The organism is Mesorhizobium sp. ES1-4, assembly GCF_020164745.1.
Lineage (GTDB): Bacteria > Pseudomonadota > Alphaproteobacteria > Rhizobiales > Rhizobiaceae > Mesorhizobium.
Map to the genome: position 1 here is coordinate 1 of NZ_JAIUGV010000024.1, position 23787 is coordinate 23787.

Below are 23787 nucleotides of genomic sequence, written 5' to 3' on the forward strand. Positions count from 1 at the left end.
CGCTGCCGTCATGCGAAAGATCATCGTCACCCTAAACGCTAGGCTTAGAGACGCCATCATTCCTCAGAGTTGATGACGAAAGCGCGGTTGCTCGGCCGCGTTCCTCACCCATTTTTTGCGTTCGCTGACTTTTCGGGGCCTTACTCAGCGCGCCAGGTCCGCCACCACGGCATCCAGCACGATCATGCCGGCCGGTGTGGCGCGCAGGCGCGCATTGCCGATCGGCGCCACCAGTCCCTCGCCCTGCAGCACCGACAGCCGCGCGCTCGACAGGCCGCGTCCGGAGAACGCCTCATAGCGCGAGAGGTCGATGCCTTCGGCGAGCCGCAGTCCCATCAAAAGAAACTCGTCCGCCTCTTCCGAGCGCGTCAGCACCTCGCCGCCGGTAACGCCATGGCCCTTGGCCTCGACCAGGTTGGCCCAGGTTTCCGGCATTCGTTCCGCGATGGTGACCACGCGATGGCCGCTCTCGACGAAGCGGCCATGCGCGCCGGGGCCGACGCCGACATACTCGCCATAGCGCCAGTAGGTCAGATTGTGCCGGCTTTCGGCACCCGGCCTGGCGTGGTTGGAAATCTCGTAGGCCGGCAGGCCGTGCGCCGACGTCACCTCCTGCGTCAAAGCATAGAGATCGGCGGCGTGATCATTGTCGGGAACGACGAATTTCTTCGCCGCGTGCAGCGCATGGAAGGGCGTGCCTTCCTCGATGGTCAGTTGGTAGAGCGACAGATGGTCGGCGGCATGGCCGATCGCCTGTTCGAGCTCCGCCTGCCAATCGTCCGGCGTCTGGCCGGGCCGGGCATAAATGAGATCGAAGGAGAGCCTGGGGAATATTTCCCGCGCCAGGCCGATGGCGTGCAAGGCTTCCTCGACATTGTGCAGCCGGCCGAGGAAACGCAAATCCTTGTCGTTCAGCGCCTGCACGCCGAGCGAGACCCGGTTGACGCCCGCCGCCCGGTAACCGCGAAACCGTTCGGCCTCGACCGAGGACGGGTTGGCCTCGAGCGTCACCTCGATGCCAGCAGGCACCGTCCAGTTCCTGGCCACCGCGTCCAGGACCCTGGCCACCGTCTCCGGCTTCATCAGCGACGGCGTGCCGCCGCCGAGGAAAATGCTGGTCACGTCGCGCGGTCCGGTGCGCTGGCGCATGGTTTGCAGTTCCGCCTCGAAGGCGGCGGCGAAGCGCTCCTGGTCGACGGGCTGGTGGCGGACATGGCTGTTGAAGTCGCAATAGGGGCACTTGGCCGCGCAGAACGGCCAATGCACGTAGACGCCGAAGCCGGGGCTGCGGTCGAGCAGCATGCTCATGCCTGCCCCAATCTCGCTTCGGCGAATTTCTGGAAGGCGCGGGCGCGGTGCGACAGCGCCGTCGCCTGGCCGGGCTTCCAGCCGTGCTTTTCCTCCGCGCTCATCTCGCCGAAGGTCTTGTCGAAGCCGTTGGGCAGGAACACCGGATCGTAGCCGAAGCCGAGCTCGCCACGCGGCGGCCAGACCAGCGTGCCCTCTGCCTCGCCGCGATAATATTCGGCTTCGCCGTCGGGGAAGGCGAGGCAGATGACGGCGACGAAGCGGCCCGTGCGCCGTTCGGGCGTGGCCGCGCCGACTTCCTGCATCGCCACTTCGGTGCGCTGCATGGCGATGGCGAAATCGCGCGATCCGTCCGGTGTTTCGGCCCAGTTGGCCGTGTAGACGCCCGGCGCGCCATCAAGCGCGTCGACGCAGAGGCCGGAATCGTCCGACAGCGCCGGCAGGCCGGTCGCCTTCGCGGCGGCGAAGGCCTTGATGTAGGCGTTTTCCTCGAAGGTGGTGCCGGTTTCGTCCGGTTCGGGCAGGCCATACTCCCTGGCCGATTTCGCCTCGAAGCCGAATGGGCCCATCAGGTCGGCGAATTCGCGCAGCTTCCCTTCATTGTGGCTGGCAACGACGATCTTCTTGCCATCAAGCGTATGAACGGTTGGCGAATGCATCAAAGGCCCCAGATTCTCGGCTCGGCGAATTCGATCGAATTGCCCGAAGGGTCGCGTATATAGATCGAACGGCCACCTTGCGGCCATTCGAATTCACTTTCGACGGCGATGTTCTCTGCCTGAAGATGGGCTTTCCAACGCTCGATTTCATCGGCGGTCGCGGCAAAGCACAGATGGCCTTCGCCGACCGCGCCGTGCGGCGGCACTTTCAGCCGCGCATCGGGCGCCGGGGGAATTCTGGTCGCCTCGGCGTTGAAGATAAGCAGGACGCCCGGGCCGCAGCGGAAGAAGAGGTGGCGGCCTTCGACCTTGCCGAGCGGCTCGAGGCCGAGAATGTCGCCGTAGAAGCGCTCGGCGGCGTCGAGGTCGGTTACGTATAGGGCCGATTCCAGGATCGCGGAGGGTGTCACGAGGCTCGGCATCGAAACCTCAGGCCACCGCCATCTGCTGCAGGCTGACCAGCCGGGAAATGCCCTTCTTGGCCAGGCCCATCAGCGCCGCGAACTGGTCCTCGGAGAAGGGCTCGCCCTCGGCCGTGCCCTGGATCTCGACGATGCCGCCCTTGCCGGTCATGACGAAATTGGCGTCGGTGCCGGCCGAGGAATCCTCGATATAGTCGAGGTCGATGACCGGCTGGCCGTCATGGATGCCGCAGGAAATCGCCGCGACATGGTCCTTCAGCACTTTCGAAACGCTGGCCATCTGCCGCGCTTCCATCCAGCGCAGGCAATCATACAGCGCCACCCAGCCGCCGGTGATCGAAGCGGTGCGGGTGCCGCCATCGGCCTGGATGACGTCGCAGTCGACGGTGATCTGCTGTTCGCCCAGCGCCTGCAGGTCGACCACGGCCCGCAGCGAACGGCCGATCAGGCGTTGGATTTCCAGCGTGCGCCCGCCCTGCTTGCCGGCCGAAGCCTCGCGGCGCATGCGCTCGCCGGTCGAGCGCGGCAGCATGCCGTATTCGGCCGTCACCCAGCCCTTGCCGGAATTGCGCATCCAGCCGGGCACCTTTTCCTCGAGGCTGGCGGTGCACAGGACATGGGTGTCGCCGAACTTCACCAGGCACGAGCCTTCTGCGTGTTTGGAGACGCCGCGCTCGAAGGAGATGGCGCGCATTTCGTCGAACTGGCGTTTGGAGGGGCGCATTCGGCTTGCTTTCTTGTCATTTTTTGAATCGTGGCCGGCTTTTAGACGCATGCAGCGCACGGCGCAAAGGAAAAGGAACCGGGGTGATCTCACCCAGACACCGGGTTGCGCGCGGCCCACCGAAGTCTATATCCTTGAACCGGAGGTTTTTGGCCGAATGACCAAGGCAGTCGATCCCGCTTCACAGCCGCTTGCACTTCAATCACTCGACATGCGCTCGCGCGACATCTTCCGGCGCATCGTCGATTCCTATCTCAGGGATGGCGAGCCCGTGGGCTCGCGCAGCCTGTCGCGCATCCTGCCTTCCTCGCTGTCGCCGGCCACCATCCGCAACGTGATGAGCGACCTCGAGCATCTCGGGCTGATCTACGCGCCGCACATCTCGGCAGGTCGTCTGCCGACCCAGGCCGGCCTGCGTTTCTTCGTCGATGCCTTCATGGAACTCGGCGACCTCTCCGACGAGGAGCGCCGCACCATCGAGGCGCAGGTACGGGCTTCCGGCTCGGGCGCGACGCTGGAGCACATGCTGACCGAGGCCAGCCAGATGCTGTCGGGCATGTCGCGCGGCGCCGGCCTGGTGCTGGCCGCCAAGAACGAGGTGGCGCTGAAGCACATCGAATTCATCCAGCTCGAACCGACCAAGGCGCTTGCCGTGCTGGTGTCGCAGAATGGCGACGTCGAGAACCGTGTCGTCGACCTGCCCGCCGGCATCACCGTCTCGCAACTGCACGAGGCCTCGAATTTCCTCAACGCGCATATACGCGGCCGCACGCTGGCCGAGGCACGCACCGAGATCGCCCGCATCAAGGAAGAGACGAGGGCGGCGCTCGACACGCTGTCGCAGGACCTGGTCGAGAAGGGGCTGGCTGTGTGGGCGGGTGCCGAAAGCGGGCTGCCGGCACGGCTCATCGTGCGCGGTCGCGCCAACCTGCTCGAAAACGTCACCGCCCAGGCCGACATCGAATTGCTGCGCCACCTGTTCGAGGACATGGAGACGCAGGATGGCTTGATCCAGCTGCTCGACCTTGCCGAGCAGGGATCGGGCGTGCGCATCTTCATCGGCTCGGAAAACAAGCTGTTTTCGCTGTCGGGCTCATCGCTGGTGGTCGCGCCCTATCGCGACAAGGACGCCCGTGTCGTCGGTGCGCTCGGCGTCATCGGCCCGACCCGGCTCAACTATGCCCGCATCGTGCCGATGGTCGACTATACGGCGCAGCTTATTTCCCGCATGCTTCGCTAGGTGTATTGATATTCGGGTGAAGCGGGCCTGCAACGCCTTGGACCCCGGATAGACCAGACAGGCAGCAAAGGAGAAGAAGAATGGCGCTGGAATCGTTCAAGGCCCAGATCAGCCTGCTGCTGGAGGAGATGGTCAACCAGCCGGAAGACGCGCACGAGGTGCAGGAGCAACTGCGCGAAAAGCTACGGGAGATGCGTGCCATGGGCCTGCCGCTGCCGGCCGATCTGGTCGAGCTGGAAAAGCGCCTCGACAGCGATCTCGACGCCGCCGAAGCCTGAGGGCCGTTGCATCAGTTCGGCATCTGGCGGGGAACAATCGGCGATGCCGGCCGTTGCCTCTGGCCGTGGCCAGATGCCGATTGCCGACACGATCCGGAGGATTCCCATGATCCGATTTGCCTCGATGGCGGCCATTCCGATCATCACGCTTTATGCCGGCGTCGCGTTCGCCGCCGATCAGCCTGTGCTCAAAGGCGCAGCCGCCTTTGGCGACTGGCGGGCCGACAAGCCGGGCGTGCGCCGGCTGATCAAACCGGAAGACCTGCCAAAGCCCTATGTCACCAAATCCGCCTCCAACGCCGCCGGCATCGCCGACATGCCGGCGGACGCGAAGCCGCACCTACCACCCGGGTTCGCGGCCGAACTGATCGCCTCGGGGATCGACAATCCGCGCGTCGTGCGCGTCGCACCCAACGGCGACCTGTTCGTCGCCGACAGCGAGGCCAACCAGGTCCGCATCTACCGGCTGCCAAAGGGCAGCGCGAAACCCGCCGAGAAGGGCATCTTCGCCGGCAATCTCAACCAGCCTTATGGCATCGCCTTTTATCCGCCCGGCAATGACCCGCGATGGGTCTATGTCGCCAACAGCGACAGCATCGTGCGCTTTGCCTATCGCAACGGCGACCTGAAGGCCTCGGGCGACCCGGAAACCATTGTCGACAACATTCCGGCGAATCACCACTGGACGCGCGACATCGCATTCTCGCCCGACGGCAAGACACTCTACCTCTCCGTCGGCTCCGGCTCGAATGTCGCCGAGGACATGGGAAAAAGACCCAGAGGCGGGCTCGACGCCTGGGTCAAGTCGAAGCCGCTGGGTGCCAGTTGGGGTGCCGAGGAAGGCCGCGCCGACGTCAAGGCCTTCGATCCCGACGGGGGGAACGGCCGCATCGTCGCGACCGGCTTGCGCAACTGTTCGGGCATGGCCGTGCAGCCGGGGACCGGCGCGCTGTGGTGCGTCGTCAACGAGCGCGACGCGCTCGGCGACAATGTGCCGTTCGAATACGCGACGGCGGTCAGGGACGGCGCCTTCTATGGCTGGCCCTGGTATTACATCGGCGACAATGAGGACCCGCGCCACAAGGGCGAGCGCCCCGACCTCGCCGGCAAGGCTGACATTCCCGACGTGCTGATGCAGGCGCATTCGGCGCCGCTCAATATCGCCTTCTACGACGGCAAAAGCTTTCCGGCGGAGTATCAGGGCGACGCTTTCGTTGCCCTGCACGGTTCGTGGAACCGCGGCAACAGGACCGGCTACAAGGTCGTCCGCCTTCTGTTCAAGGATGGCAAGCCGACCGGCGAATACGAGGATTTCATGACCGGCTTCGTCGCCTCCAGCGGGGAGGTGTGGGGACGACCGGTGGGTGTGGCGGTGGCCAGCGACGGGGCGCTGATCGTCACCGAGGACGGCAACGGCACCATCTGGCGTGTTACCTATGATGGCGGCCGCTCCTGATCCGTCCTCGCGGACCGGGCATTGCTATCTGGTGCAAGCGAATCCCGGTTCACGGCTTTCTCCCGGAGATTGCCCCGTGCGACAAGGGCCTGACCGCCCTTGGACGCCAACGCCATGACCATCACCGGATTCCTCGCCTACAGTGCCGCTCTCGGTATCGCCGCCGCCATTCCCGGCCCCGGCATCACCGCGCTTGTCGCACGTGCGCTGGGCTCCGGCTTTCGCTCGTCGCTCGCCATGTCCTTCGGCCTGATGGTTGGCGATCTCACCTACCTGAGCGCCGTGGTGCTGGGCCTGGCCTTCGTGGCGCAGGAGTTCGGCATGATTTTCCTGGCGATCAAGTGGGCCGGCGTCGCCTATCTGGCTTTCCTCGGCTGGCGCTTCTGGACCGCCGGCATCACGCCCGAAACCATCGAAGCCAAGAAGGGCAAGGGCGGATTGCTGTCGAGCTTCGTCGCCGGCCTGACCGTCACGCTCGGCAATCCGAAGACGATGATCTTCTACCTCGCCATCACGCCGACCATCGTCGACCTGAAGACCATCACGCCGGCCGACTATGGCATTCTCGTCGCGCTGACGGTCGTCGTCCTGTTCGTCGTGCTGGTGCCTTATCTTGCGCTGGCGGCAAAGGCGCGCTGGTTCCTGAAATCGCCGCGCGCGCTGAAGCTGCTGAACCGCACGGCCGCCGGGTTCATGGTTGGCGCCGCCGCCGCGATCGCAGCTCGTCAATAGGGCCTTTCGGCCAAACCATTCCCCTACCCGGCTGTTTCAGGGAATGCTTTTCCGAGGGCCGAGCGTTTTCAGCACACGCCCCACTCGGATATTTTCCAGCCGCAGCCTATCTTGCGCGGTTGAAAGCCCTATTCTATCGGCCACTGCCAATTGCCTGAAATCCAGGGGAGCGAAACCAATGAACAAGCCCGTCACCTCAGCCCGCGCGCCCGGCCGTGGCCGCATCTACGAGTCCATCACCGACACGATCGGCGACACGCCCCTGGTACGGCTCGACAAGTTCGCCAAGGAGAAGGGCATCGTCGCCAATCTGGTCGGCAAGCTCGAATTCTTCAATCCGATCGCCTCGGTCAAGGACCGTATCGGCGTGGCGATGATCGAGGCGCTGGAGGCAACCGGCGCGATTGCGCCCGGCAAGAGCACGCTGATCGAACCGACATCGGGCAATACCGGCATCGCGCTTGCCTTCGCCGCCGCGGCCAAGGGCTACAAGCTGATCCTGACCATGCCGGAGACGATGTCGGTCGAGCGCCGCAAGATGCTGGCGCTGCTCGGCGCCGAACTGGTGCTGACAGAAGGCCCGAAAGGCATGAAGGGCGCCATCGCCAAGGCCGACGAACTGGCCGCGACGATCCCCAACGCCGTCATCCCGCAGCAGTTCGAAAACCCGGCCAATCCGGAAATCCACCGCAAGACGACAGCGGAGGAAATCTGGAACGACACCCAGGGTGAGATCGATATCTTCGTTGCCGGCATCGGCACCGGCGGCACCATCACCGGCGTCGGCCAGGTTCTGAAGAAGCGCAAGCCCTCGCTGCATGTCGTCGCCGTCGAGCCGGAGGCCTCGCCCGTGCTGTCGGGCGGCCAGCCCGGCCCGCACAAGATCCAGGGCATCGGCGCCGGTTTCGCGCCCAAGATCCTCGACACCACCGTCTATGACGAGATCGTCAAGGTCTCGAACGAGGATTCCGTCGCCAATGCCCGCCTCATCGCCCGCCTCGAAGGCGTGCCGGTCGGCATCTCGTCGGGCGCGGCCCTGCAGGCGGCAATCGTCGTCGGCTCGCGGCCCGAGAACAAAGGCAAGACCCTGGTCGTGATCTTCCCGTCTTTCGCCGAGCGGTATCTGTCGACGATCCTGTTCGAGGGGCTTGGGGCTTAACCCTCGCATTCTCCCCTCCTCCGCCTGGGGGAGGAGAAAAGGCCCGGCGATCGTGCTGCCGCTGAAAAGGTCGCTCCGACTGGTCCGCTGAAAAACGCCCCGTGGCCGCCGCCGCGCCGCTTGAGCAGACCCCTGTTTCGGGTTCATATCAGCTCCGGCGCGCAAGACGGGCCGGGGGAGGATTCCATGTACAAGCTCTACACGCGTCCCGGCAGCGGCGGCTTCGTCGTCGAGGCGGCGCTGGCGCTGGCCGATGCGCCGTTCGAGCAGATCGACGTGCCGAAGAGCGAGGCGCCCGACCCGGCCTTCCTCGCCATCAGCCCGCTGAACCAGGTGCCGGTGCTGACCTTGCCGGACGGCCGCTCGGTCACCGAATCGGCGGCGATCTGCATCCTGCTTGCCGAGCGCCACCCCCAGGCCGGCCTGGCGCCGGCGGCCGACGAACCGGCGCGCGCCGAGTTCCTGCGCTGGATGGCGTTCATGTCCTGCGTGCTCTACCCGGCCGCGCTGCGGTTCTACTATGCTCATCGCTACACGACGGATGCCGGGGGTGCGAAAGCGGTGAAACAGGCGGCGGTCGCCGAGATGGACCGTGGTTTTGCCGTCATGGATGCAGCCTTGCGGGGCCGTGACTGGCTCGCCGGCGACGCGATGTCGCTGGCCGACATCTATCTCGTCATGCTCGTGGCCTGGCATCCCGACATCGACAGGGCGCGCGCGGCCTGGCCTGATATCGAACGCCTGTGGGCGCGGTTGCGCGAGCATCCGCTGTTGAAGACGCTCAACACGTCGCACGAAATGTGGCCGGCCTGAACGGGACGGTCCGGCCTACTGCCCGCGCCCGGGACCTCACTGTATGAGCGCGGTGCGTCTTGCCTGCAGGAAGCGGCGCACCGCCGGATCGCGCTCGAGGCCGATCGCCCGGTCATAGGCTTCGACCGCCTGCGACTGCTGGCCGAGCCTGGCCAGGAGGCCGGCACGCGCGGCCCAGTAGGGCTGGTAGCCGTCAAGCCGCCTGTCGTCGCCCAGCACGTAAAGCGCCGCCAGCCCCGCCACCGCGCCCTCGGTCTCGGCGATCGCCACCGCGCGGTTGATCGCCACGACCGGCGATGCCGCGATCGAAAACAGCGCGTCGTAGAGCTCGCGGATCGCCATCCAGTCGGTGCGGCCGCTAAGCCGTCGTGCCACATGCGCCGACTGTACCGCCGCCTCGAGCTGATAGCGGCCGATGGCGCCCATGGCGGCGGCGCGGCCGAGCAGGGCTTCCGCCTCGTCGGCCAGGGCATGATCCCAGAGTGCATGGTCCTGCTCGGCGAGCGGCACATAGTCTCCGGCCGGGTCGCGGCGCGCGGCGCGGCGCGCCTCGGCGAACAGCATCAGCGACAGCAGGCCCAATGCCTCCGGCTCGTCCGGCAGCAGCGAGGCCACCAGCCTGCCGAGCCAGATACCTTCGGTGGCGAGGTTCCGGCGCCGCGTCTCGGTGCCGGCCGGGTCGGACCAGCCCTCCGCGAACGCGGCGTAGATCGCCTCCAGCACCGCGTCCAGCCTTTCGCCGAGTTCGGTCCGCTCCGGCACGCGGAACGGAATGCCGGTTTCGCGGATGCGACCCTTGGCGCGCACCAGCCGCTGACCCATGGTGGCCGGCGAGAGCAGGAAGGCGGAAGCGATGGTGGCGGCATCGAAGCCGAGGATGGTCTGCAGGATCAGCGGCGCGCGCACGCCGGGTTCGATCGCCGGATGGGCGCAGGCAAACATCAGCCGCAACCGTTCGTCGGGCAGGTCCTCGTCGGTCATGCGCGCCTCCGCCTCCTCGGCAATCAGCTTGAGATGATCGCGGCCGGCTTCGCTGGTGAGCCGCCGCCGCACCGCATCGACACGCCGCCGCCTTGCCACGGCGAGCAACCAGGCCTCCGGCTTTTCCGGGACGCCGGTGCGCGGCCAGCGTTCCAGCGCCGCGGCGAAGGCGTCGGCCAGGGCGTCCTCGGCGGCGGCGACATCGCGCGTGCGAGCGGCGAGCCAGGCGACCAGCTTGCCATAGCTCTGCCGGGCGGCGGCCTCGGCGGCCGCCCGGGCGATCTCCGGGCGACTGTCCATCGCGCCGTCACTTCTTGGGCATATAGTCGGCCATTTCCCAGATCGGCCGCAACTCGACCGTGCCGGTACTGGCCGCCGGGCAGCGCGCCGCCCAGTCGATGGCGGTGTCGATATCGGCCGCCTCGATCATGTAGAAGCCGGCAAGTTGCTCCTTGGTGTCGGCATAGGGACCGTCGATCACGTTGGTCTTGCCGTCGGCGATCCGCACCGAGGTGGTCGCCTGGGTGGGACGCAGCCTTTCGCCGGCCAGCCACGCGCCGGACTTCTTCAACGCCTCGGTATAGGCGCCATAGGCCGCGCTCATCTGCTGGGCCTTCTCGACCGGCGTGTTCGCCAGCGCGGCTTCGTCGTTGTTGATCAAAAGCATGTATCGCATGGGTCTTCTCCCGTGGTTTGGAAGGCCGCGTCCTTGCGGGGCCAGACGTATGTCGCGCGGCGGCGACGGATTTCGACAGGTTGCGGAAAAAACTTTCGGCTCCGGCCGCGCCTTGTGCAAGCGGGCATGTGTCCGGCGACCTCTCAATCATTTGTCCAACGTGTGGAATTGCGGGTTGGCATTTCCCCGCTGCTGTCTAAACTCGCCCCTGTTCGCATCAAGGAGGTGATGCGGCCACCATTCTAGGGAGGAGACCAGATGTTGAATTTCAGAACGAAATTCGTTGCCGCCGGCGCGATGGCGCTTTCACTCGGCCTTGGTGCGGCGTCGGCCAAAGCACAGGAATTCATCAATGTGCTGACCGGCGGAACCTCGGGCGTCTACTATCCGCTCGGCGTGGCGCTGTCGGAAATCTACGGCAAGAATATCCCGGGTGTGCGCACCCAGGTGCAGGCGACGAAGGCGTCGGTGGAGAATTTGAACCTGCTGCAGCAGGGCAAGGGCGAGATCGCCTTCGCCCTTGGCGACTCTGTCAAGGCGGCGGCCGAGGGCGACAAGGAAGCCGGTTTCCCCAACAAGCTCGACAAATTGCGCGCGATCGCGGCCATCTATCCCAACTATGTGCAGATCGTTGCCAGCCAGGAGGCCGGCATCAAGTCCTTCGCCGACTTGAAGGGCAAGAGCCTGTCGGTCGGCGCGCCGAAATCAGGGACCGAACTCAACGCCCGCGCCATCTTCGGCGCGCTCGGCATGAGCTACCAGGACCTGTCGCGGACGGAATACCTGCCGTTCGGCGAATCGGTCGAGCTGATGAAGAACCGGCAACTCGACGCCACGCTGCAGTCGGCCGGCCTCGGCGTCGCCTCGATCAAGGACCTGGCCTCCTCGGTGCCGATCACCGTGGTGGCCGTGCCGGCCGAAGTCGCGCAGAAGCTCGGCGCGCCCTTCCAGGCGGCGAACATCCCCGCCGGCACCTATCAGGGCCAGACGGAAGACGTGCCGACGCTGGCCATCACCAACATCCTGGTCACGCGTTCCGACCTGTCGGACGACGAGGCCTATCAGATGACCAAGCAGCTGTTCGAGCATCTCGACCAGATGGTCGCGGCTCACAGCGCGGCCAAGTCGATCAAGCTGGAGGACGCGGTCAAGGGGCTGCCGATCCCCCTGCATCCGGGAGCCGAGCGCTACTACAAGGAAAAGGGCCTGCTGTAGCAGCGCGCCTTTGCGCCGCGAACGGCAAGGGCCGGCCGGCGGCCGGCCCCTTCTCATCGATGGAACTCCGCTTTCGAGGCGCCGATGACCAACAGCCATGATGCGCAGGCCGTCACGGACGATTTCCACGATCCGACCGGACGCGGTTTCGCCGACACGCTGGAGGGCCGGCTGCTGTTCTGGATCGCGGTTGCCTTCTCGCTGTTCCAGATCGCCACGGCCGCCCATATCCTGACCGTGCCGAGCCAGGTGCTGCGCGCCGTCCATGTCGGCTTCCTGATGCTTCTGGCCTTCCCGCTCGTCGCCTCGGCGCGCGGCCTGCCCGCCGCCGGCAAGGCGTTTGCCTGGGTGATGGCACTCGCGGGGGTGGCGGTCGCGGCCTATCAATACATCGAGTACGAGCCGCTGATTTTCCGCGCCGGCGACCTCAACACGCTCGATCTCGTCTTCGGCGTCGTGGCGCTGGTCACCATCTTCGCCGCCGCCTATGCGATGATGGGACCGGCCTTGCCGATCATATCGGGCTGTTTCCTGCTCTACGCGCTGTTCGGCCAGGATCTGCCATGGCCGCTCAACCATCGCGGCTATGATTTTTCGCAGGTCATCGACCAGATGGCCTACGGCACGGAAGGCATCTACGGCATTCCGATCTACGTGTCGGCCACCTACATCTTCCTGTTCATCCTGTTCGGCTCGTTCCTGGAACGGGCCGGCATGATCAAGCTGTTCACCGACGTCTCGCTTGGCTTCGTCGGCCATGCGCGCGGCGGCGCCGCCAAGGTGGCGGTCATCGCCTCTGGCCTGATGGGCACGATTTCGGGATCGGGCGTCGCCAATGTCGTCACCACCGGCCAGTTCACCATTCCGCTGATGAAGCGCTTCGGCTACCGCGCCGCCTTTGCCGGTGGCGTCGAGGCGACCGCGTCCATGGGCGGCCAGATCATGCCGCCGGTGATGGGCGCCGTCGCCTTCATCATGGCCGAGACGCTCGGCGTGCAATATTACGAAATCGTCAAGGCGGCGATCATCCCGGCCCTGCTCTACTTCGCCTCGGCCTTCTGGATGGTGCATCTGGAAGCCGGCAAACATGGCCTGCTCGGCCTGCCGCGCGCCGACCTGCCGTCGCCGCTGAAAGCATTTCGCGAGCGCTGGTACCTGATCCTGCCGCTCGGCGTCCTCATCTATCTCCTGTTTTCGGGCTACACGCCGCTCTACGCCGGCACCATCGGCCTGGCCATGACGGTGCTGTTGATCCTGGGCGGCTCGGTGGCGCTGGGGTTTTCGTCGATGGCGCTGCGCGTCATCTTCTGGATCGGCCTCGGCCTGGTCGCCGCCAGCTTCTTCAAGATCGGCATCAACGCCATCCTGGTCGCGGCGCTGTTGCTGATCATCGCCAATCTGTTCGTCGCGGGCGGGCGCGATACGCTGGCCGCCTGCCGCGATTCGCTGGCCGAGGGCGCCCGCACCGCGCTTCCGGTCGGCATTGCCTGCGCCGTCGTCGGCGTCATCGTCGGCACCATGACCTTGACCGGCGCGGCGACCACTTTCGGCGCCTTCATCGTCTCGGTCGGCCAGTCGAGCCTGTTTCTGTCGCTGATCCTGACCATGATCACCTGCATCGTGCTGGGCATGGGCATCCCGACCATCCCCAATTACATCATCACGGCATCGATCGCCGGGCCGGCGCTGCTACAGCTTGGGGTGCCGCTTCTGGTCGGCCACATGTTCGTCTTCTACTTCGGCATATTGGCCGACCTGACCCCACCCGTGGCGCTGGCCTGTTTCGCGGCCGCCCCGATCGCGCGCGAAAGCGGGCTGAAGATAGCGTTCGAGGCGATAAAGGTCGCCGCCGCCGGCTTTGTCGTGCCATTCATGGCGGTGTACACGCCGGCGCTGATGCTGCAGGACGGCGGCGTCCTGGCAACCGAAATCGGCTACTGGCCGGCGGTCGCCTACATCGTCGTCAAGGCGGTGCTGGCGATCGGCCTGTGGGGGGCGGCGGTGATCGGCTTCCTGCGCACCCGGCTGCTGGCCTGGGAGCGGCTGCTCGCCGCTTTCGCCGCCTTCATGCTGGTCGCCGCGCTGCCGATGACCGATGAAGCAGGCTTTGCGCTTTCCGCCTTGATGATCGCGGCTCACTGGTACCGCAGCCGGGGCATGGCAAACGCCGACCGGGGCACTGCGGACTCCGGACCGGGGGTACGTCGATCGCCGCCGCCATGAGCCTCTGCATCATCGCCGCCGGCAAGACCGTGGCGCTCGGCGTTGCCACCTTCACGCTGGCCTGGACGCATTCGGTGGAACACACGCGCTGGGAGGAGGACTGGAAGGTGACGCCGTCCGGCCTGCAAGTCGTCGAGGCCCGCATCGAGGGTTCGGGCGCCGGCATGGAGCCGCCGGAAGGCGCCGTGCTGCGCGACGGCTGGTGGATCTATGCGCCGAGGGTGAACGTGCAGCCTCGCGTCATCCTCGCCGCCTCCGGCGCGACCGGCGACGGGTGGACGCTGTGCACGGCTAAGGGCTGCCTGGAACTCGGCAAGGCAGCGGGCGGGACGATCTCGCTCGAGCCGTGCGATGCCGCAGGCTCCAGCCCGCCGCGATAGCGCACGATCAGCCGGTGCGGCTGCGATATCTCGACAGGGAGGCGGAACTTTCCGTCCTCGACGGGTCTCATAAAAGGGCAGGGAAGGCGGACTTGGGACGTCGGTTACGCTGGCCTCGGCTGCTTATGTCCCTGAAGACACCAAGCCAACCGATGGCGACGTCAAAGGACGCGGCGATGCCGCACGCCTTCGGCCGGAGCGGGACGCTCGGCGCGATAGGCGGTGGCGCGGGTATCGGCACCCGGCCGGCAGATGCGGCTGTTGTGGCGGCTCTCGAACGTCATGGTCAGTGCGCGCCCAGCGAGGTGCCGCGACGGGCGCAGGCCGGACCGGGACCACGCATGTAATAGCGCTCGGGCCGATAGGTCGGCGCGACGAACTCGCGGATGGCGGCGGCATAGCCGATGAGGTGCGTGAGGAAGTTCATTTTACCTGTCCCTGTCCCGATTTTCGGATGTCCCTTCCGAATTGCGAGAATGATAGCATCGAGGCGTGAATACTCAGTGAACGTGATGTTAATTTCTGGTCGAAACCCCGTCGCTTCGTGGCCGGAATGCGGCTGATTCGGGGTGTTTCGGTGCTCTTTGTCGTCATTTCGGCTTGTGTGACTTTTGCACCACATATGTTTCGTTTGAATGTCGCCTTGGCGCGCTTGTGTTTCGACTTTCGAGTCGTCGCCGGAATTTCCTTGCCGGATGCGCGGCAGGGCCGGAACCGGCCCGGGCAATGGACGTTGGGTCCCAGGACCGGCGTTGCCGGCTCACAGGTGCTGCCGGAGGCGGGCCGCGATCCCCGACACAAGCAAGAGCAATGGAAAGGCTGAAATCATGGGCTTCTTTTCGAAGGACATCAAAACACTGGACGATCTCTTCGTGCACACGCTGCGCGACATCTATTATGCCGAGAAGCAGATCGAGAAGGCGCTGCCGAAGATGATCGACAAGGCAACCGAGCCGCAGCTGCAGGCCGGCTTCGAAAAACACCTCGAACAGACCAAGGGCCATATCGAACGCGTCGAGCAGGTGTTCGAACTGTTCGGCGTGAAGGCCAAGCAGGTGAATTGCCCGGCCATCGACGGCATTCTCGAGGAGGCCGACGACGTCAGTGGCGATGTCGATGACAAGGACGTTCTCGATGCCGCGCTGATCGCCTCCGCCCAGGCTGTCGAGCACTATGAAATGACCCGCTACGGCACCTTGATCGCGTGGGCCAAGCAGCTCGGCCGCAGCGACTGCGCCAATGTGCTGGCCAAGAACCTCAAGGAAGAGCAGGCGACGGATCGCAAGCTGACCGAAATCGCGGAAAGCAAGATCAACCTGCAAGCCGCCGAATAGGGGCTGAAAGCCGGAGCCGGCGGCAACCGCGCCGGCTCCGGCCGGACTTGGTTGGAACCGAGCGGGGTGGTCGTCCGTTCCAGCTGATCTTTCTCAACGGGAAATCATCATGGCGCCGCGCCCGGCCTGGAAAGGCTATCTGAAGCTCTCGCTGGTCACTTGCGCCATCGAACTGACCAATGTCGTGACCCATGCCGACAAGGTCTCGTTCCACATCCTGAACCGCAAGACCGGCAATACGGTGAAGCGTGTCTATGTCGATGCCGAGACCGGCAAACCGATCGAGGACGGCGACGAGATCAAGGGCTACGAGATCGACAAGGGCGACTTCGTCCACATAGAGGAGGACGAGATCGAGGCGGTGCAGATCGAATCCTCGCACACGATGAGCCTCGACGGTTTCGTCGACAAAGCCTCGATCCAGCAGATCTATCTCGACACGCCCTACTATGTCGCGCCTGCCGACAAAGTTTCGGAAGAAGCCTTCGCCGTCATCCGCGACGCCATGGCCGGCAAGAAGATGGCCGGCCTGGCGCGTATCGTGCTCTACCGGCGCGAGCGTCCCGTCGTCATCGAGCCGCTCGGCAAGGGCATGGTGCTGACGACGCTGCGCTACGACAATACGGTGCGCCAGCCGGAGACCGTCTTCGGCGACATCGAGGCGGTGAAGACCGACCAGGAGATGACCGACCTGGCCGAACTCATCATCGACAAGAAGAAGACGAAGTTCGATCCCTCGAAATTCGACGACAAGTATGAGGAGGCCCTGCTGGAGCTGATCCGCGCCAAGAAGGCCGGGCATAAGGCGCCGAAGGCCAAGGCGGCCCCCAAACCATCCAACGTCGTCAACCTGTTCGACGCACTGAAGAAGAGCCTGTCGTCGGATTCAAGCTCGCCCAAGTCATCATCATCCGCGAAAGCTAAGCCGGCGGCCAAGCGCGCCAAGGCGAAAAGCGTTGCCCCGAAGCGCAAATCGGCCTGAGGATACGAGATGGCCAGCAGCCTCGAACAGTATCATTCAAAGCGGGACTTCAAGAAGACCGCCGAGCCGGCCGGCAAGGTTGCGCGCGGGAAAAAGGACGGCGGCATCTTCGTCATCCAGAAGCACGCCGCCACAAGGCTGCACTACGATTTTCGCCTCGAGCATGACGGCGTGCTATGGAGCTGGGCGGTGACGCGCGGCCCCAGCCTCGATCCGCACGAAAAGCGGCTGGCCGTGCATGTCGAGGATCACCCCATCGACTATGCCGCCTTCGAAGGCACCATCCCCAAGGGCGAATATGGCGGAGGCTCGGTGCTCGTCTGGGACGAGGGCACCTGGACGCCCGAGGGCGACCCGGCCCAGGCGATGAAGAAGGGCCATATCAATTTCGAGCTCGAGGGCCACAAGCTGCGCGGCAAATGGCATCTGGTGCGGCTGCGGCCGCGCCCGGGCGAGAAACGCGACAACTGGCTGCTGATCAAGTCCGACGACGACGACGCACGCCCCGGCGAGGATATTCTGAAGGACGAGCCGAAGTCGGTGAAATCAGGCCTGACGATCGAGGAGGTCGGGGCGGGCAAGGCGGCCAAGGGCGAGAAGCCGAAGGTCTGGCATTCGAACAGGCCGGCCGCCAGCAAGGCGAAAAGCACAGCCAGGAAACTCGACTTCATCGAGCCGCAGCTGGCGACGCTCGAGCGGGACGCGCCATCGGGCCAGGACTGGCTGCACGAAGTGAAGTTCGACGGCTATCGCATGCAGGCGCAGATCGCCGGAACCGACGTTCGGCTCCTGACCCGCACCGGCCTCGACTGGACGGAGAAATTCGGCGGCGAGATCGCAGCCGAACTCGCCGGGCTGAAATGCAGCGATGCCATCCTCGACGGCGAGATCGTGGTGCTGGCCGACAGCGGCGTGTCGTCCTTCGCGCTGCTGCAGCAGGATTTGTCGGCGAAGCGGACGAACCGCTTTATCTATTATGTCTTCGACCTGATGCGGCTCGACGGCAAGGATTTGCGCCGCGAACCGCTGGTCGAGCGCAAGCAGGCCTTGCAGGACCTGCTCGGCCAGCCGTCCGACACCGCGGCGGTGCGCTTCTCCGACCATTTTGCCGAGCCCGGCAAGATCATGCTGGAACATGCCTGCCGCATGGGGCTGGAAGGCGTCGTTTCAAAACGCGCCGATGCGACCTATCGCAGCGGGCGCGGCCCGACATGGGTCAAATCGAAATGCACGGCACGGCAGGAATTCGTCATCGGCGGCTATCTGCCGTCGGACAAGACCGGACGCGGCCTGCGCTCGCTGCTGGTCGGCTATTTCGAAGGCGGCAGCCTGCATTATGCCGGCCGTGTCGGTACCGGCTTCTCCACCCAGGGCGCCAACGACCTGAAGAAGCGGCTCGACGCGCTGAAGGCGGACGCCTCGCCCTTCGACGCGGCCGTGCCGAAGGGCAAGGGGCTGGTCTGGGTCAAGCCGGAACTGGTCGGCGAAGTGGAGTTTCGCAGCTGGACGTCGGACCGTATAATACGCCATGCTTCCTTCCAGGGGCTGCGCGAGGACAAGCCGGCGGAGGAAGTCGTGCAGGAAAGGCCAAAGCCGGCGACAGGCAAGGCAGGGGCGCCCAAGGCAGCGACAAGCCAGGGTCCGGCCAAGGCCAAGCCGGCGGCAAGCGGGGCCAACGCGGCAGGAATCGCGGCGAAAACCACCGTGAAGCTCTCCCATCCCGACAAGCTTTTGTGGCCCGTCGAAAAGATATCGAAACAGGCCCTGCTCGATCACTACGCGCTGGTGTGGCCGCGCATGAAGCAATTCGTGGTCGAGCGCCCGCTCAGCCTGGTCAGGGCGCCGGATGGCATCGGCGGCCAGCGTTTCTTCCAGAAGCATGCCTCGGCCGGCATGCATGCGAAGATCGAGAAGACGAAGGATCCCACCGATGGCGAGGAAATCCTGTTCATCCGCGATTTCGACGGCATCGCGGCGCTGGTCCAGCTCGGCGTGGTCGAGATCCACATCTGGGGCTGCACGATCGACAAGCTTGAACAACCGGACCAGATCGTCTTCGACCTCGACCCCGATGAGGGCGTCGATGTGAAGGCGGTGCGCGAGGCGGCGCTCGACATCAGGGGCAAGCTCGACGAGCTGTCGCTGCCCAATTTCGTCAAGACATCGGGCGGCAAGGGCTTTCACGTCGTCGTGCCGCTGAAACCATCGGCGGATTGGGCCGAGGTCAAGGGCTTTGCCCATGATTTCGCCAGGGCACTGGAGCAGGGCGCGCCAGACCGCTACACGGCGACGCTGTCGAAGAAGGCGCGGACCGGAAAAATCTTCGTCGACTATCTGCGCAATGGCAGCGGCGCGACCACCGTCGCGCCCTATTCGTCACGGGCCAAGCCAGGTGCGACGGTATCGATGCCGGTGACCTGGGCCGAGATCGAGGCCGGGCTGGCGCCGAACGCCTTCCCGATCGGCGACAAGACGACGCTGAAGCGGCTTTCGGAAGCCGATCCATGGGCGGATTTTTTCAAGAAGGGCAAGGTGTTGAAGCGGGGCTGAACCGGCTCACGCCAAAAACACCCGCTCGAACGCCTGCTTGCCGGGCGGCGAAAACACCACGGCGCGGCTATCCTTCTCGCGGCGCGCCCATTTCTCGGCGAGGATCTTGTCGAGGATGGCGGCTCCCAGCGTGCCCGCAAGGTGCGAGCGCCGCACGCTCCAGTCGAGGCAGGCGCGGCACACCGGCCGCCGCGGCCTGGTTTGGACATCGATGCCTATCGCCGCGAAGTGGGAGGCCGCCGACGGGCCGAGCCTGATCTCCTTGTCGTCGCGGAGCAGTATGTTCTTGTCGACAAGGCGATCCAGCATCGCAACGGCCTGCTCGCCGGCAAGGTGATCGTAGCAGACGCGCGCGACGCGCATCGCACCGTCGCGGGGGCCCGGCCGCACGCGCCTTGGGCCGACCGCCTCGGCCACGCCGGTGATGGCCTCGATCATGCCGGCCACTTGCGGGCCGGCCAACCCGTAATAACGATGCCGGCCCTGGCTGGCCAAGGTCAGCAAGCCACCCTCCATCAGCTTGGATAGATGCGAGGAGGCGGTCGGCAACGATACGCCGGCCTCCAGCGCCAGTTCGCTCGCGGTCAATGCCGTGCCGCCCATCAGGGCGTTGAGCATGTTGGCGCGGGCCGGGTCGCCGACCAGGCTGGCGATGCGGGCAATGTCGGGTCCTTCACGCATGGTTTGATCCTCATCGAAGCATTCTTGTGAGATAACCACTATTCTCCGGCCAGATCAAGGAGATGACGATGACCGCACGAGCCGCTTCCACCCCTGCGCCGTTGCCCCGCCGCCGGTCGTTCCCTGTCATCACCTGGATCCGCTCGCGGCTGCTGGCGCCGGCATGACCGCCACGTGCAGCGCCGCGACCTCTGCGAGATCGACGACCACCTGCTGCGCGACCTCGGCCTGACACGGCAGGACGTGCGCCGCGAATGCGCGAAATCCTTCTGGCAGGCATGACCGCCGAGGGAATGCCTAACACATCCACCCACAGGACGTTTCGACGCCGCTCGAACCATCGACGCACCCGCAAGGAGAGACCGAGATGACCATCACCTGCTTTATCCGCTACGAGATCGACCCGTTCGGCAAGGCGGCCTTCGAGGAGTATGCCCGCAACTGGGGCCAGGCCATTCCGCGCTGCGGCGCCGATCTGATCGGTTATTTCGCGCCGCACGAGGGCTCGGCCACGACGGCCTACGCCGCCTACAACATCGAAAGCCTGGCCGCCTACGAAGCCTATCGCGCCCGACTTGCCGCCGACCCGGCCGGCAAGACAAACTACGAGTTCGCCAAGCGTGAACGCTTCATCCTCAGGGAGGACCGCATGTTCCTGAAACTGGCGTCCGGCCCGCATGCGCCGCTGGTGAAGGCATGATCGCCGTCATCTTCGAGGTGCAGCCCGCACCGGGCCGGCGCGAAGCTTATCTCGGCATCGCCGCCGACTTGCGTCCGCTGCTCGAGGGCGTCGACGGGTTCATCTCCATCGAGCGCTTCCAGAGCCTGGCCGACCCGAACCGGATCCTGTCGCTGTCGTTCTGGCGCGACGAGGAGGCGGTGAAGGCCTGGCGCAACACGGAAGAACACCGGCAGGCGCAGAAGGCAGGGCGCGGCGGTATCTTTGCCGGCTACAGACTGCGGATCGCACATGTGGTGCGCGATTACGGGCTGACGGAGCGGGACGAGGCGCCGGCGGACAGCCGGGCGGTGAACGGGTGAGGGCTGGTTCTTCCTTCTCCCCTTGTGGGAGAAGGTGGGCGAGCGAAGCTCGGTCGGATGAGGGGTGCTCCAGTTGGACGCACGGTGACAAGTGCCAACATCTCACTCCGTCCAACACCCCTCATCCGTCTCGGCGCTGCGCGCCGATCCACCGCCCGGGGGCGAGCCCCACAGGTCTCGCCCCGTCCTTCGGACCCCACAAGGGGAGAAGGTAAAAAGACGCTCACGCATTGCCGATCAGCACGCCGGCCGCGAACACCAGGGCGCCGCCCAGCACCACCTGGAAGGCAGCGCGCAGGAAAGGCGTCTGCATGTAGCGGTTCTGGACGAAGGCGATGGCCCACAATTCGAAGAACACGACCACGGCGGCGACCGCGGTCGCCGTCCAGAAATGCGGGATGAGATAGGGCAATGCGTGGCCAAGCCCACCGGACGCCGTCATGATGCCGGTGGTGATGCCGCGCTTTATGGGCGAGCCTCGGCCCGATAGCTTGCCGTCGTCGGAGGCGACCTCGGTGAAGCCCATCGAAATGCCGGCGCCGATCGAGGCGGCGAGGCCGACCAGAAAGGTCTGCCATGTGTCATGCGTGGCAAAGGCGGCGGCAAAGATCGGTGCCAGTGTCGATACCGATCCATCCATCAATCCGGCCAGGCCGGGCTGTACATAGGTCAGGATGAACTGACGCTGCTCGGCGGCGGCCTCTTCATCCTTCACATCGCCCGGCACATGCTTGTGCTCAAGCCGCTGCGCAAGCGTTTCATGGCCTTGTTCGGCCAGTGCCAGATCGTTGAGCAGTTTTCGCGTCGAGGCGTCGGTGGTGCGCTTGGCCGCCTCGACATAGAACAGGTAGGCCTGCCGCTCCATCGCCTCGGCCTGGCCGCGCACGGCCTCGATGCCGAGCGGCCGTACCAGCCAGTCGGGCTTGCGCTCATAGTAACCCTTCACATGTTCACGGCGGATCAGTGGAATGCGCTCGCCAAAACGCTTGCGGTGGAGCTCGATCAGCGAATCGCGATGGCCGTCTTCCTCCTTGGCCATTGCCTCGAACATTTTGGCCGATTGCGGGAAACTCTCGGCCAAACCGTCCGCATAAGCCCGGTAGATGCGCCCATCATCTTCCTCCGATGAAATGGCCAGCGCCAGGATCTCCTGTTCGGAGAGCGTGTCGAAGGGGCGGCGGCCGAAGCCGAAAACACGGGAAAGCATGAGGAAATCACCCTAGTTTAGAATTGTTCTAAACTATGGTTTGCGGAGCCCGTGGTCAATCGCCCGCTTGGCCGCGGTCGAGAATAGTTGAAGCTCCTGCTTGTGCAGCGCCCTTCATTATCGCTGAATGTCCACCTATATGTGGGGCCGAACCATGGAAGGAACACGCCGATGACGGCAAAGAAGCCCGCACACGCCTATGACCCGAAGCCGGTTCTCGATCTCATCGCCAGCATCGAAGCCGACCTGCAACGCCTGAAAGGCCTGGTCGAGCAACAGGTCGAGAAGTTCGACCCCGCCAATCCGCACAACAAGGCGCCGGACGGCAAACTGACCGAGGAAGGCGTCGAGTGCTGCTACCGCATGTTCGACGAAGGCAAGTCGCGCTATTCGGTCGCCCAGCAGATGAAGATCTCGTTTGCCGCCGCCACGCATCGGTTCAACAGCTGGCGCAAGCTGGGCGGGACAAAAAGGCAGCGGACGTTGCTAGGCTGAGATCGGGGCTGAATGGCCCGACCGACAGGAGCGGTCAATTGGCCGATCGCAGCGTTCGTTGCTCCGCCGGCATTTCCTCCGCAAACGGGGAGAAAATAGCTTGGTGGGGCAACGCCGTCCGGCGGGTTGGCCTGGCAACTTGTAACGGTCACATTTTTACATTGGTGCGCCGCGTGTCTTTACGGGCATTATGAGAGGATCGCCCCTCTTGCTGGACCTCGCATGACAACCCCCTCCCCTCCCGGCATCGCCGACATCCACGCCGCCGCCGCGCGCCTCTTCGGGCTGATCGTCGAAACGCCGTTGATCGAATCGCAGGAGCTGAACAGGCGCTTCGGCGGCCGCATCCTGTTCAAGCCGGAGACGCTGCAGCGCACCGGCTCGTTCAAGTTCCGCGGCGCCTACAACAAGCTGTCCACGCTGAGCGAGGACGAGCGCTCCCGTGGCGTCGTCGCCTTCTCCTCGGGCAACCATGCGCAGGGAGTGGCGGCTTCGGCCGCCATGTTCGGCGTCAAGGCGGTCATCGCCATGCCGGTAGATGCGCCTGACATGAAGATCGCCAACGTCCGCAGGATGGGCGCCGAGGTGGTGCCGTTCGACCGTTTCAAGGACGACCGCATGACGGTGGTTCGCCCCTATCTCGACAAGGGCATGGCGCTGGTGCCGCCCTTCGACGACCCGGCCATCATCGCCGGACAGGGCACGATCGGGCTGGAGCTGGTCAAGCAGGCGCGGGCGCTGGGTGTATCGCTCGACGCGGTCGTCGTCCCCTGTGGCGGCGGCGGCCTGACCAGCGGCATTTCCGTCGCGGTCAAGGATGCCTCGCCCGCCACCGCAATCTGGGCGGTCGAGCCCGAGCATTTCGACGACACGCGCCGCTCGTTGGCAGCCGGCGCCAGGGTTGCGAACGAGCCGGGCCACAGTTCGATCTGCGACGCTATCCTCACCGCCGAACCGGGCGCCATCACCTTCGAGATCAACCGCCGCAACCTCGCCGGCGCCATCGCGGTTTCCGACAAGGCGACCGCGCAGGCGATGCGCGACGCCATGGCCCACCTGAAGCTGGTGGTCGAGCCCGGCGGCTGCGTCGCGCTGGCGGCGCTGTCATCCGGCGAGATCGGTCTGTCGGGCAAATGCGTCGCCGTGGTGCTGTCCGGCGGCAATGTCGATTTCGACACCTATGCCGGGATCATGGCGGCCCGATAAACATCGCGATTGGGACGCCGTGCGC

At 65.3% G+C, this 23787-nt stretch carries 27 protein-coding genes; 17 read left to right on the forward strand and 10 right to left on the reverse strand.

Annotated features, from left to right (window positions below; translation table 11 throughout):
- Positions 1-144 precede the first annotated feature (144 nt).
- From hemW to rph, 4 genes are read right to left on the reverse strand one after another with little or no spacing between them, the layout of a single operon-like run.
- Positions 145-1308, reverse strand: a complete 1164-nt coding sequence (gene hemW, locus LB556_RS28980; RefSeq protein ID WP_224570944.1) for a radical SAM family heme chaperone HemW — start codon at positions 1306-1308, stop codon at positions 145-147.
- Positions 1305-1967: an RdgB/HAM1 family non-canonical purine NTP pyrophosphatase gene (gene rdgB / locus LB556_RS28985; RefSeq protein ID WP_224570945.1), complete on the reverse strand. Its 663-nt coding sequence runs from the start codon at positions 1965-1967 to the stop codon at positions 1305-1307. The genes hemW and rdgB overlap by 4 nt, the downstream gene beginning before the upstream one ends.
- Positions 1967-2377 carry a VOC family protein gene (locus LB556_RS28990; RefSeq protein WP_224571016.1) on the reverse strand — a complete coding sequence of 137 codons (411 nt, stop codon included), beginning with the start codon at positions 2375-2377 and terminating at the stop codon, positions 1967-1969. Before LB556_RS28990 ends, rdgB begins: the two co-directional genes overlap by 1 nt.
- Positions 2378-2396: 19 nt before the next feature.
- A complete protein-coding gene (gene rph / locus LB556_RS28995; protein WP_224570946.1) occupies positions 2397-3113 on the reverse strand; it encodes a ribonuclease PH in 717 nt (238 codons plus the stop codon).
- 157 nt (positions 3114-3270) lie between these two features.
- On the opposite strand from rph, the gene hrcA reads away from it, so the two are divergent.
- The 6 genes from hrcA to LB556_RS29025 all read left to right on the forward strand — a co-directional run bounded on the left by hrcA (position 3271) and on the right by LB556_RS29025 (position 8791).
- Positions 3271-4353, forward strand: coding sequence for a heat-inducible transcriptional repressor HrcA (gene hrcA / locus LB556_RS29000; protein ID WP_224570947.1), 1083 nt, complete (start codon positions 3271-3273; stop codon positions 4351-4353).
- A gap of 80 nt (positions 4354-4433) precedes the next feature.
- Positions 4434-4631: a hypothetical protein gene (locus tag LB556_RS29005; RefSeq protein ID WP_224570948.1), complete on the forward strand. Its 198-nt coding sequence runs from the start codon at positions 4434-4436 to the stop codon at positions 4629-4631.
- 106 nt (positions 4632-4737) lie between these two features.
- A complete protein-coding gene (locus LB556_RS29010; protein ID WP_224570949.1) occupies positions 4738-6087 on the forward strand; it encodes a PQQ-dependent sugar dehydrogenase in 1350 nt (449 codons plus the stop codon).
- A 114-nt stretch (positions 6088-6201) separates the two neighbouring features.
- The gene (locus LB556_RS29015) at positions 6202-6819 is read left to right on the forward strand and encodes a LysE family translocator (protein ID WP_224570950.1); all 618 of its coding nucleotides are present in this window, start codon (positions 6202-6204) and stop codon (positions 6817-6819) included.
- A gap of 178 nt (positions 6820-6997) precedes the next feature.
- A complete protein-coding gene (gene cysK, locus LB556_RS29020; RefSeq protein ID WP_224570951.1) occupies positions 6998-7978 on the forward strand; it encodes a cysteine synthase A in 981 nt (326 codons plus the stop codon).
- A gap of 186 nt (positions 7979-8164) precedes the next feature.
- Entirely contained in the window at positions 8165-8791 is a 627-nt protein-coding gene (locus tag LB556_RS29025) for a glutathione S-transferase family protein (protein WP_224570952.1), read from the forward strand.
- A gap of 36 nt (positions 8792-8827) precedes the next feature.
- On the opposite strand, the gene LB556_RS29030 is transcribed toward LB556_RS29025, so the two are convergent.
- Both LB556_RS29030 and LB556_RS29035 read right to left on the reverse strand, forming a co-directional pair.
- Positions 8828-10072 carry an RNA polymerase sigma factor gene (locus LB556_RS29030; RefSeq protein WP_224570953.1) on the reverse strand — a complete coding sequence of 415 codons (1245 nt, stop codon included), beginning with the start codon at positions 10070-10072 and terminating at the stop codon, positions 8828-8830.
- A gap of 7 nt (positions 10073-10079) precedes the next feature.
- Positions 10080-10448, reverse strand: coding sequence for a YciI family protein (locus tag LB556_RS29035; protein WP_224570954.1), 369 nt, complete (start codon positions 10446-10448; stop codon positions 10080-10082).
- 258 nt (positions 10449-10706) lie between these two features.
- On the opposite strand from LB556_RS29035, the gene LB556_RS29040 reads away from it, so the two are divergent.
- The 3 genes from LB556_RS29040 to LB556_RS29050 all read left to right on the forward strand — a co-directional run bounded on the left by LB556_RS29040 (position 10707) and on the right by LB556_RS29050 (position 14266).
- Positions 10707-11663 (forward strand): TAXI family TRAP transporter solute-binding subunit, encoded by a 957-nt coding sequence (locus LB556_RS29040; protein ID WP_224570955.1) that lies wholly within the window; start codon positions 10707-10709, stop codon positions 11661-11663.
- Between the two features lie 84 nt (positions 11664-11747).
- Complete coding sequence (locus LB556_RS29045) at positions 11748-13886, forward strand: TRAP transporter permease (protein ID WP_224570956.1); 2139 nt, start codon at positions 11748-11750, stop codon at positions 13884-13886.
- Positions 13883-14266, forward strand: coding sequence for a DUF1850 domain-containing protein (locus tag LB556_RS29050; RefSeq protein WP_224570957.1), 384 nt, complete (start codon positions 13883-13885; stop codon positions 14264-14266). The genes LB556_RS29045 and LB556_RS29050 overlap by 4 nt, the downstream gene beginning before the upstream one ends.
- A 161-nt stretch (positions 14267-14427) precedes the next feature.
- Here LB556_RS29050 and LB556_RS31770 read toward each other — a convergent pair whose 3' ends face one another.
- Both LB556_RS31770 and LB556_RS29055 read right to left on the reverse strand, forming a co-directional pair.
- Positions 14428-14550 carry a hypothetical protein gene (locus LB556_RS31770; protein ID WP_263485600.1) on the reverse strand — a complete coding sequence of 41 codons (123 nt, stop codon included), beginning with the start codon at positions 14548-14550 and terminating at the stop codon, positions 14428-14430.
- Between the two features lie 2 nt (positions 14551-14552).
- A complete protein-coding gene (locus LB556_RS29055; RefSeq protein WP_013892047.1) occupies positions 14553-14693 on the reverse strand; it encodes a hypothetical protein in 141 nt (46 codons plus the stop codon).
- 400 nt (positions 14694-15093) lie between these two features.
- Here LB556_RS29055 and LB556_RS29060 point away from each other — a divergent pair, with 400 nt between their 5' ends.
- From LB556_RS29060 to ligD, 3 genes are all read left to right on the forward strand, one after another.
- Positions 15094-15600: a ferritin-like domain-containing protein gene (locus LB556_RS29060; protein ID WP_224570958.1), complete on the forward strand. Its 507-nt coding sequence runs from the start codon at positions 15094-15096 to the stop codon at positions 15598-15600.
- A 109-nt stretch (positions 15601-15709) separates the two neighbouring features.
- Positions 15710-16582, forward strand: a complete 873-nt coding sequence (locus LB556_RS29065) for a Ku protein (protein ID WP_224570959.1) — start codon at positions 15710-15712, stop codon at positions 16580-16582.
- A 9-nt stretch (positions 16583-16591) separates the two neighbouring features.
- Positions 16592-19132 (forward strand): DNA ligase D, encoded by a 2541-nt coding sequence (ligD, locus tag LB556_RS29070; RefSeq protein WP_224570960.1) that lies wholly within the window; start codon positions 16592-16594, stop codon positions 19130-19132.
- Positions 19133-19138: 6 nt separating this feature from the next.
- Here ligD and LB556_RS29075 read toward each other — a convergent pair whose 3' ends face one another.
- Positions 19139-19813 carry an ArsR/SmtB family transcription factor gene (locus LB556_RS29075; RefSeq protein WP_224570961.1) on the reverse strand — a complete coding sequence of 225 codons (675 nt, stop codon included), beginning with the start codon at positions 19811-19813 and terminating at the stop codon, positions 19139-19141.
- A 174-nt stretch (positions 19814-19987) separates the two neighbouring features.
- Here LB556_RS29075 and LB556_RS29080 point away from each other — a divergent pair, with 174 nt between their 5' ends.
- From LB556_RS29080 to LB556_RS29090, 3 genes are all read left to right on the forward strand, one after another.
- A complete protein-coding gene (locus LB556_RS29080; RefSeq protein ID WP_318011338.1) occupies positions 19988-20095 on the forward strand; it encodes a DUF1127 domain-containing protein in 108 nt (35 codons plus the stop codon).
- A gap of 85 nt (positions 20096-20180) precedes the next feature.
- Positions 20181-20513, forward strand: coding sequence for an NIPSNAP family protein (locus LB556_RS29085; protein WP_224570962.1), 333 nt, complete (start codon positions 20181-20183; stop codon positions 20511-20513).
- On the forward strand, positions 20510-20854 hold the full coding sequence (locus LB556_RS29090; protein WP_224570963.1) for an antibiotic biosynthesis monooxygenase family protein: 345 nt from the start codon (positions 20510-20512) through the stop codon (positions 20852-20854). The genes LB556_RS29085 and LB556_RS29090 overlap by 4 nt, the downstream gene beginning before the upstream one ends.
- 223 nt (positions 20855-21077) lie before the next feature.
- On the opposite strand, the gene mbfA is transcribed toward LB556_RS29090, so the two are convergent.
- Positions 21078-22061 carry an iron exporter MbfA gene (gene mbfA, locus LB556_RS29095; protein WP_224570964.1) on the reverse strand — a complete coding sequence of 328 codons (984 nt, stop codon included), beginning with the start codon at positions 22059-22061 and terminating at the stop codon, positions 21078-21080.
- 171 nt (positions 22062-22232) lie between these two features.
- On the opposite strand from mbfA, the gene LB556_RS29100 reads away from it, so the two are divergent.
- On the forward strand, positions 22233-22556 hold the full coding sequence (locus LB556_RS29100) for a hypothetical protein (protein ID WP_224570965.1): 324 nt from the start codon (positions 22233-22235) through the stop codon (positions 22554-22556).
- Between the two features lie 222 nt (positions 22557-22778).
- On the forward strand, positions 22779-23762 hold the full coding sequence (locus LB556_RS29105; RefSeq protein ID WP_224570966.1) for a threonine/serine dehydratase: 984 nt from the start codon (positions 22779-22781) through the stop codon (positions 23760-23762).
- The last annotated feature ends 25 nt before the right edge of the window (positions 23763-23787 follow it).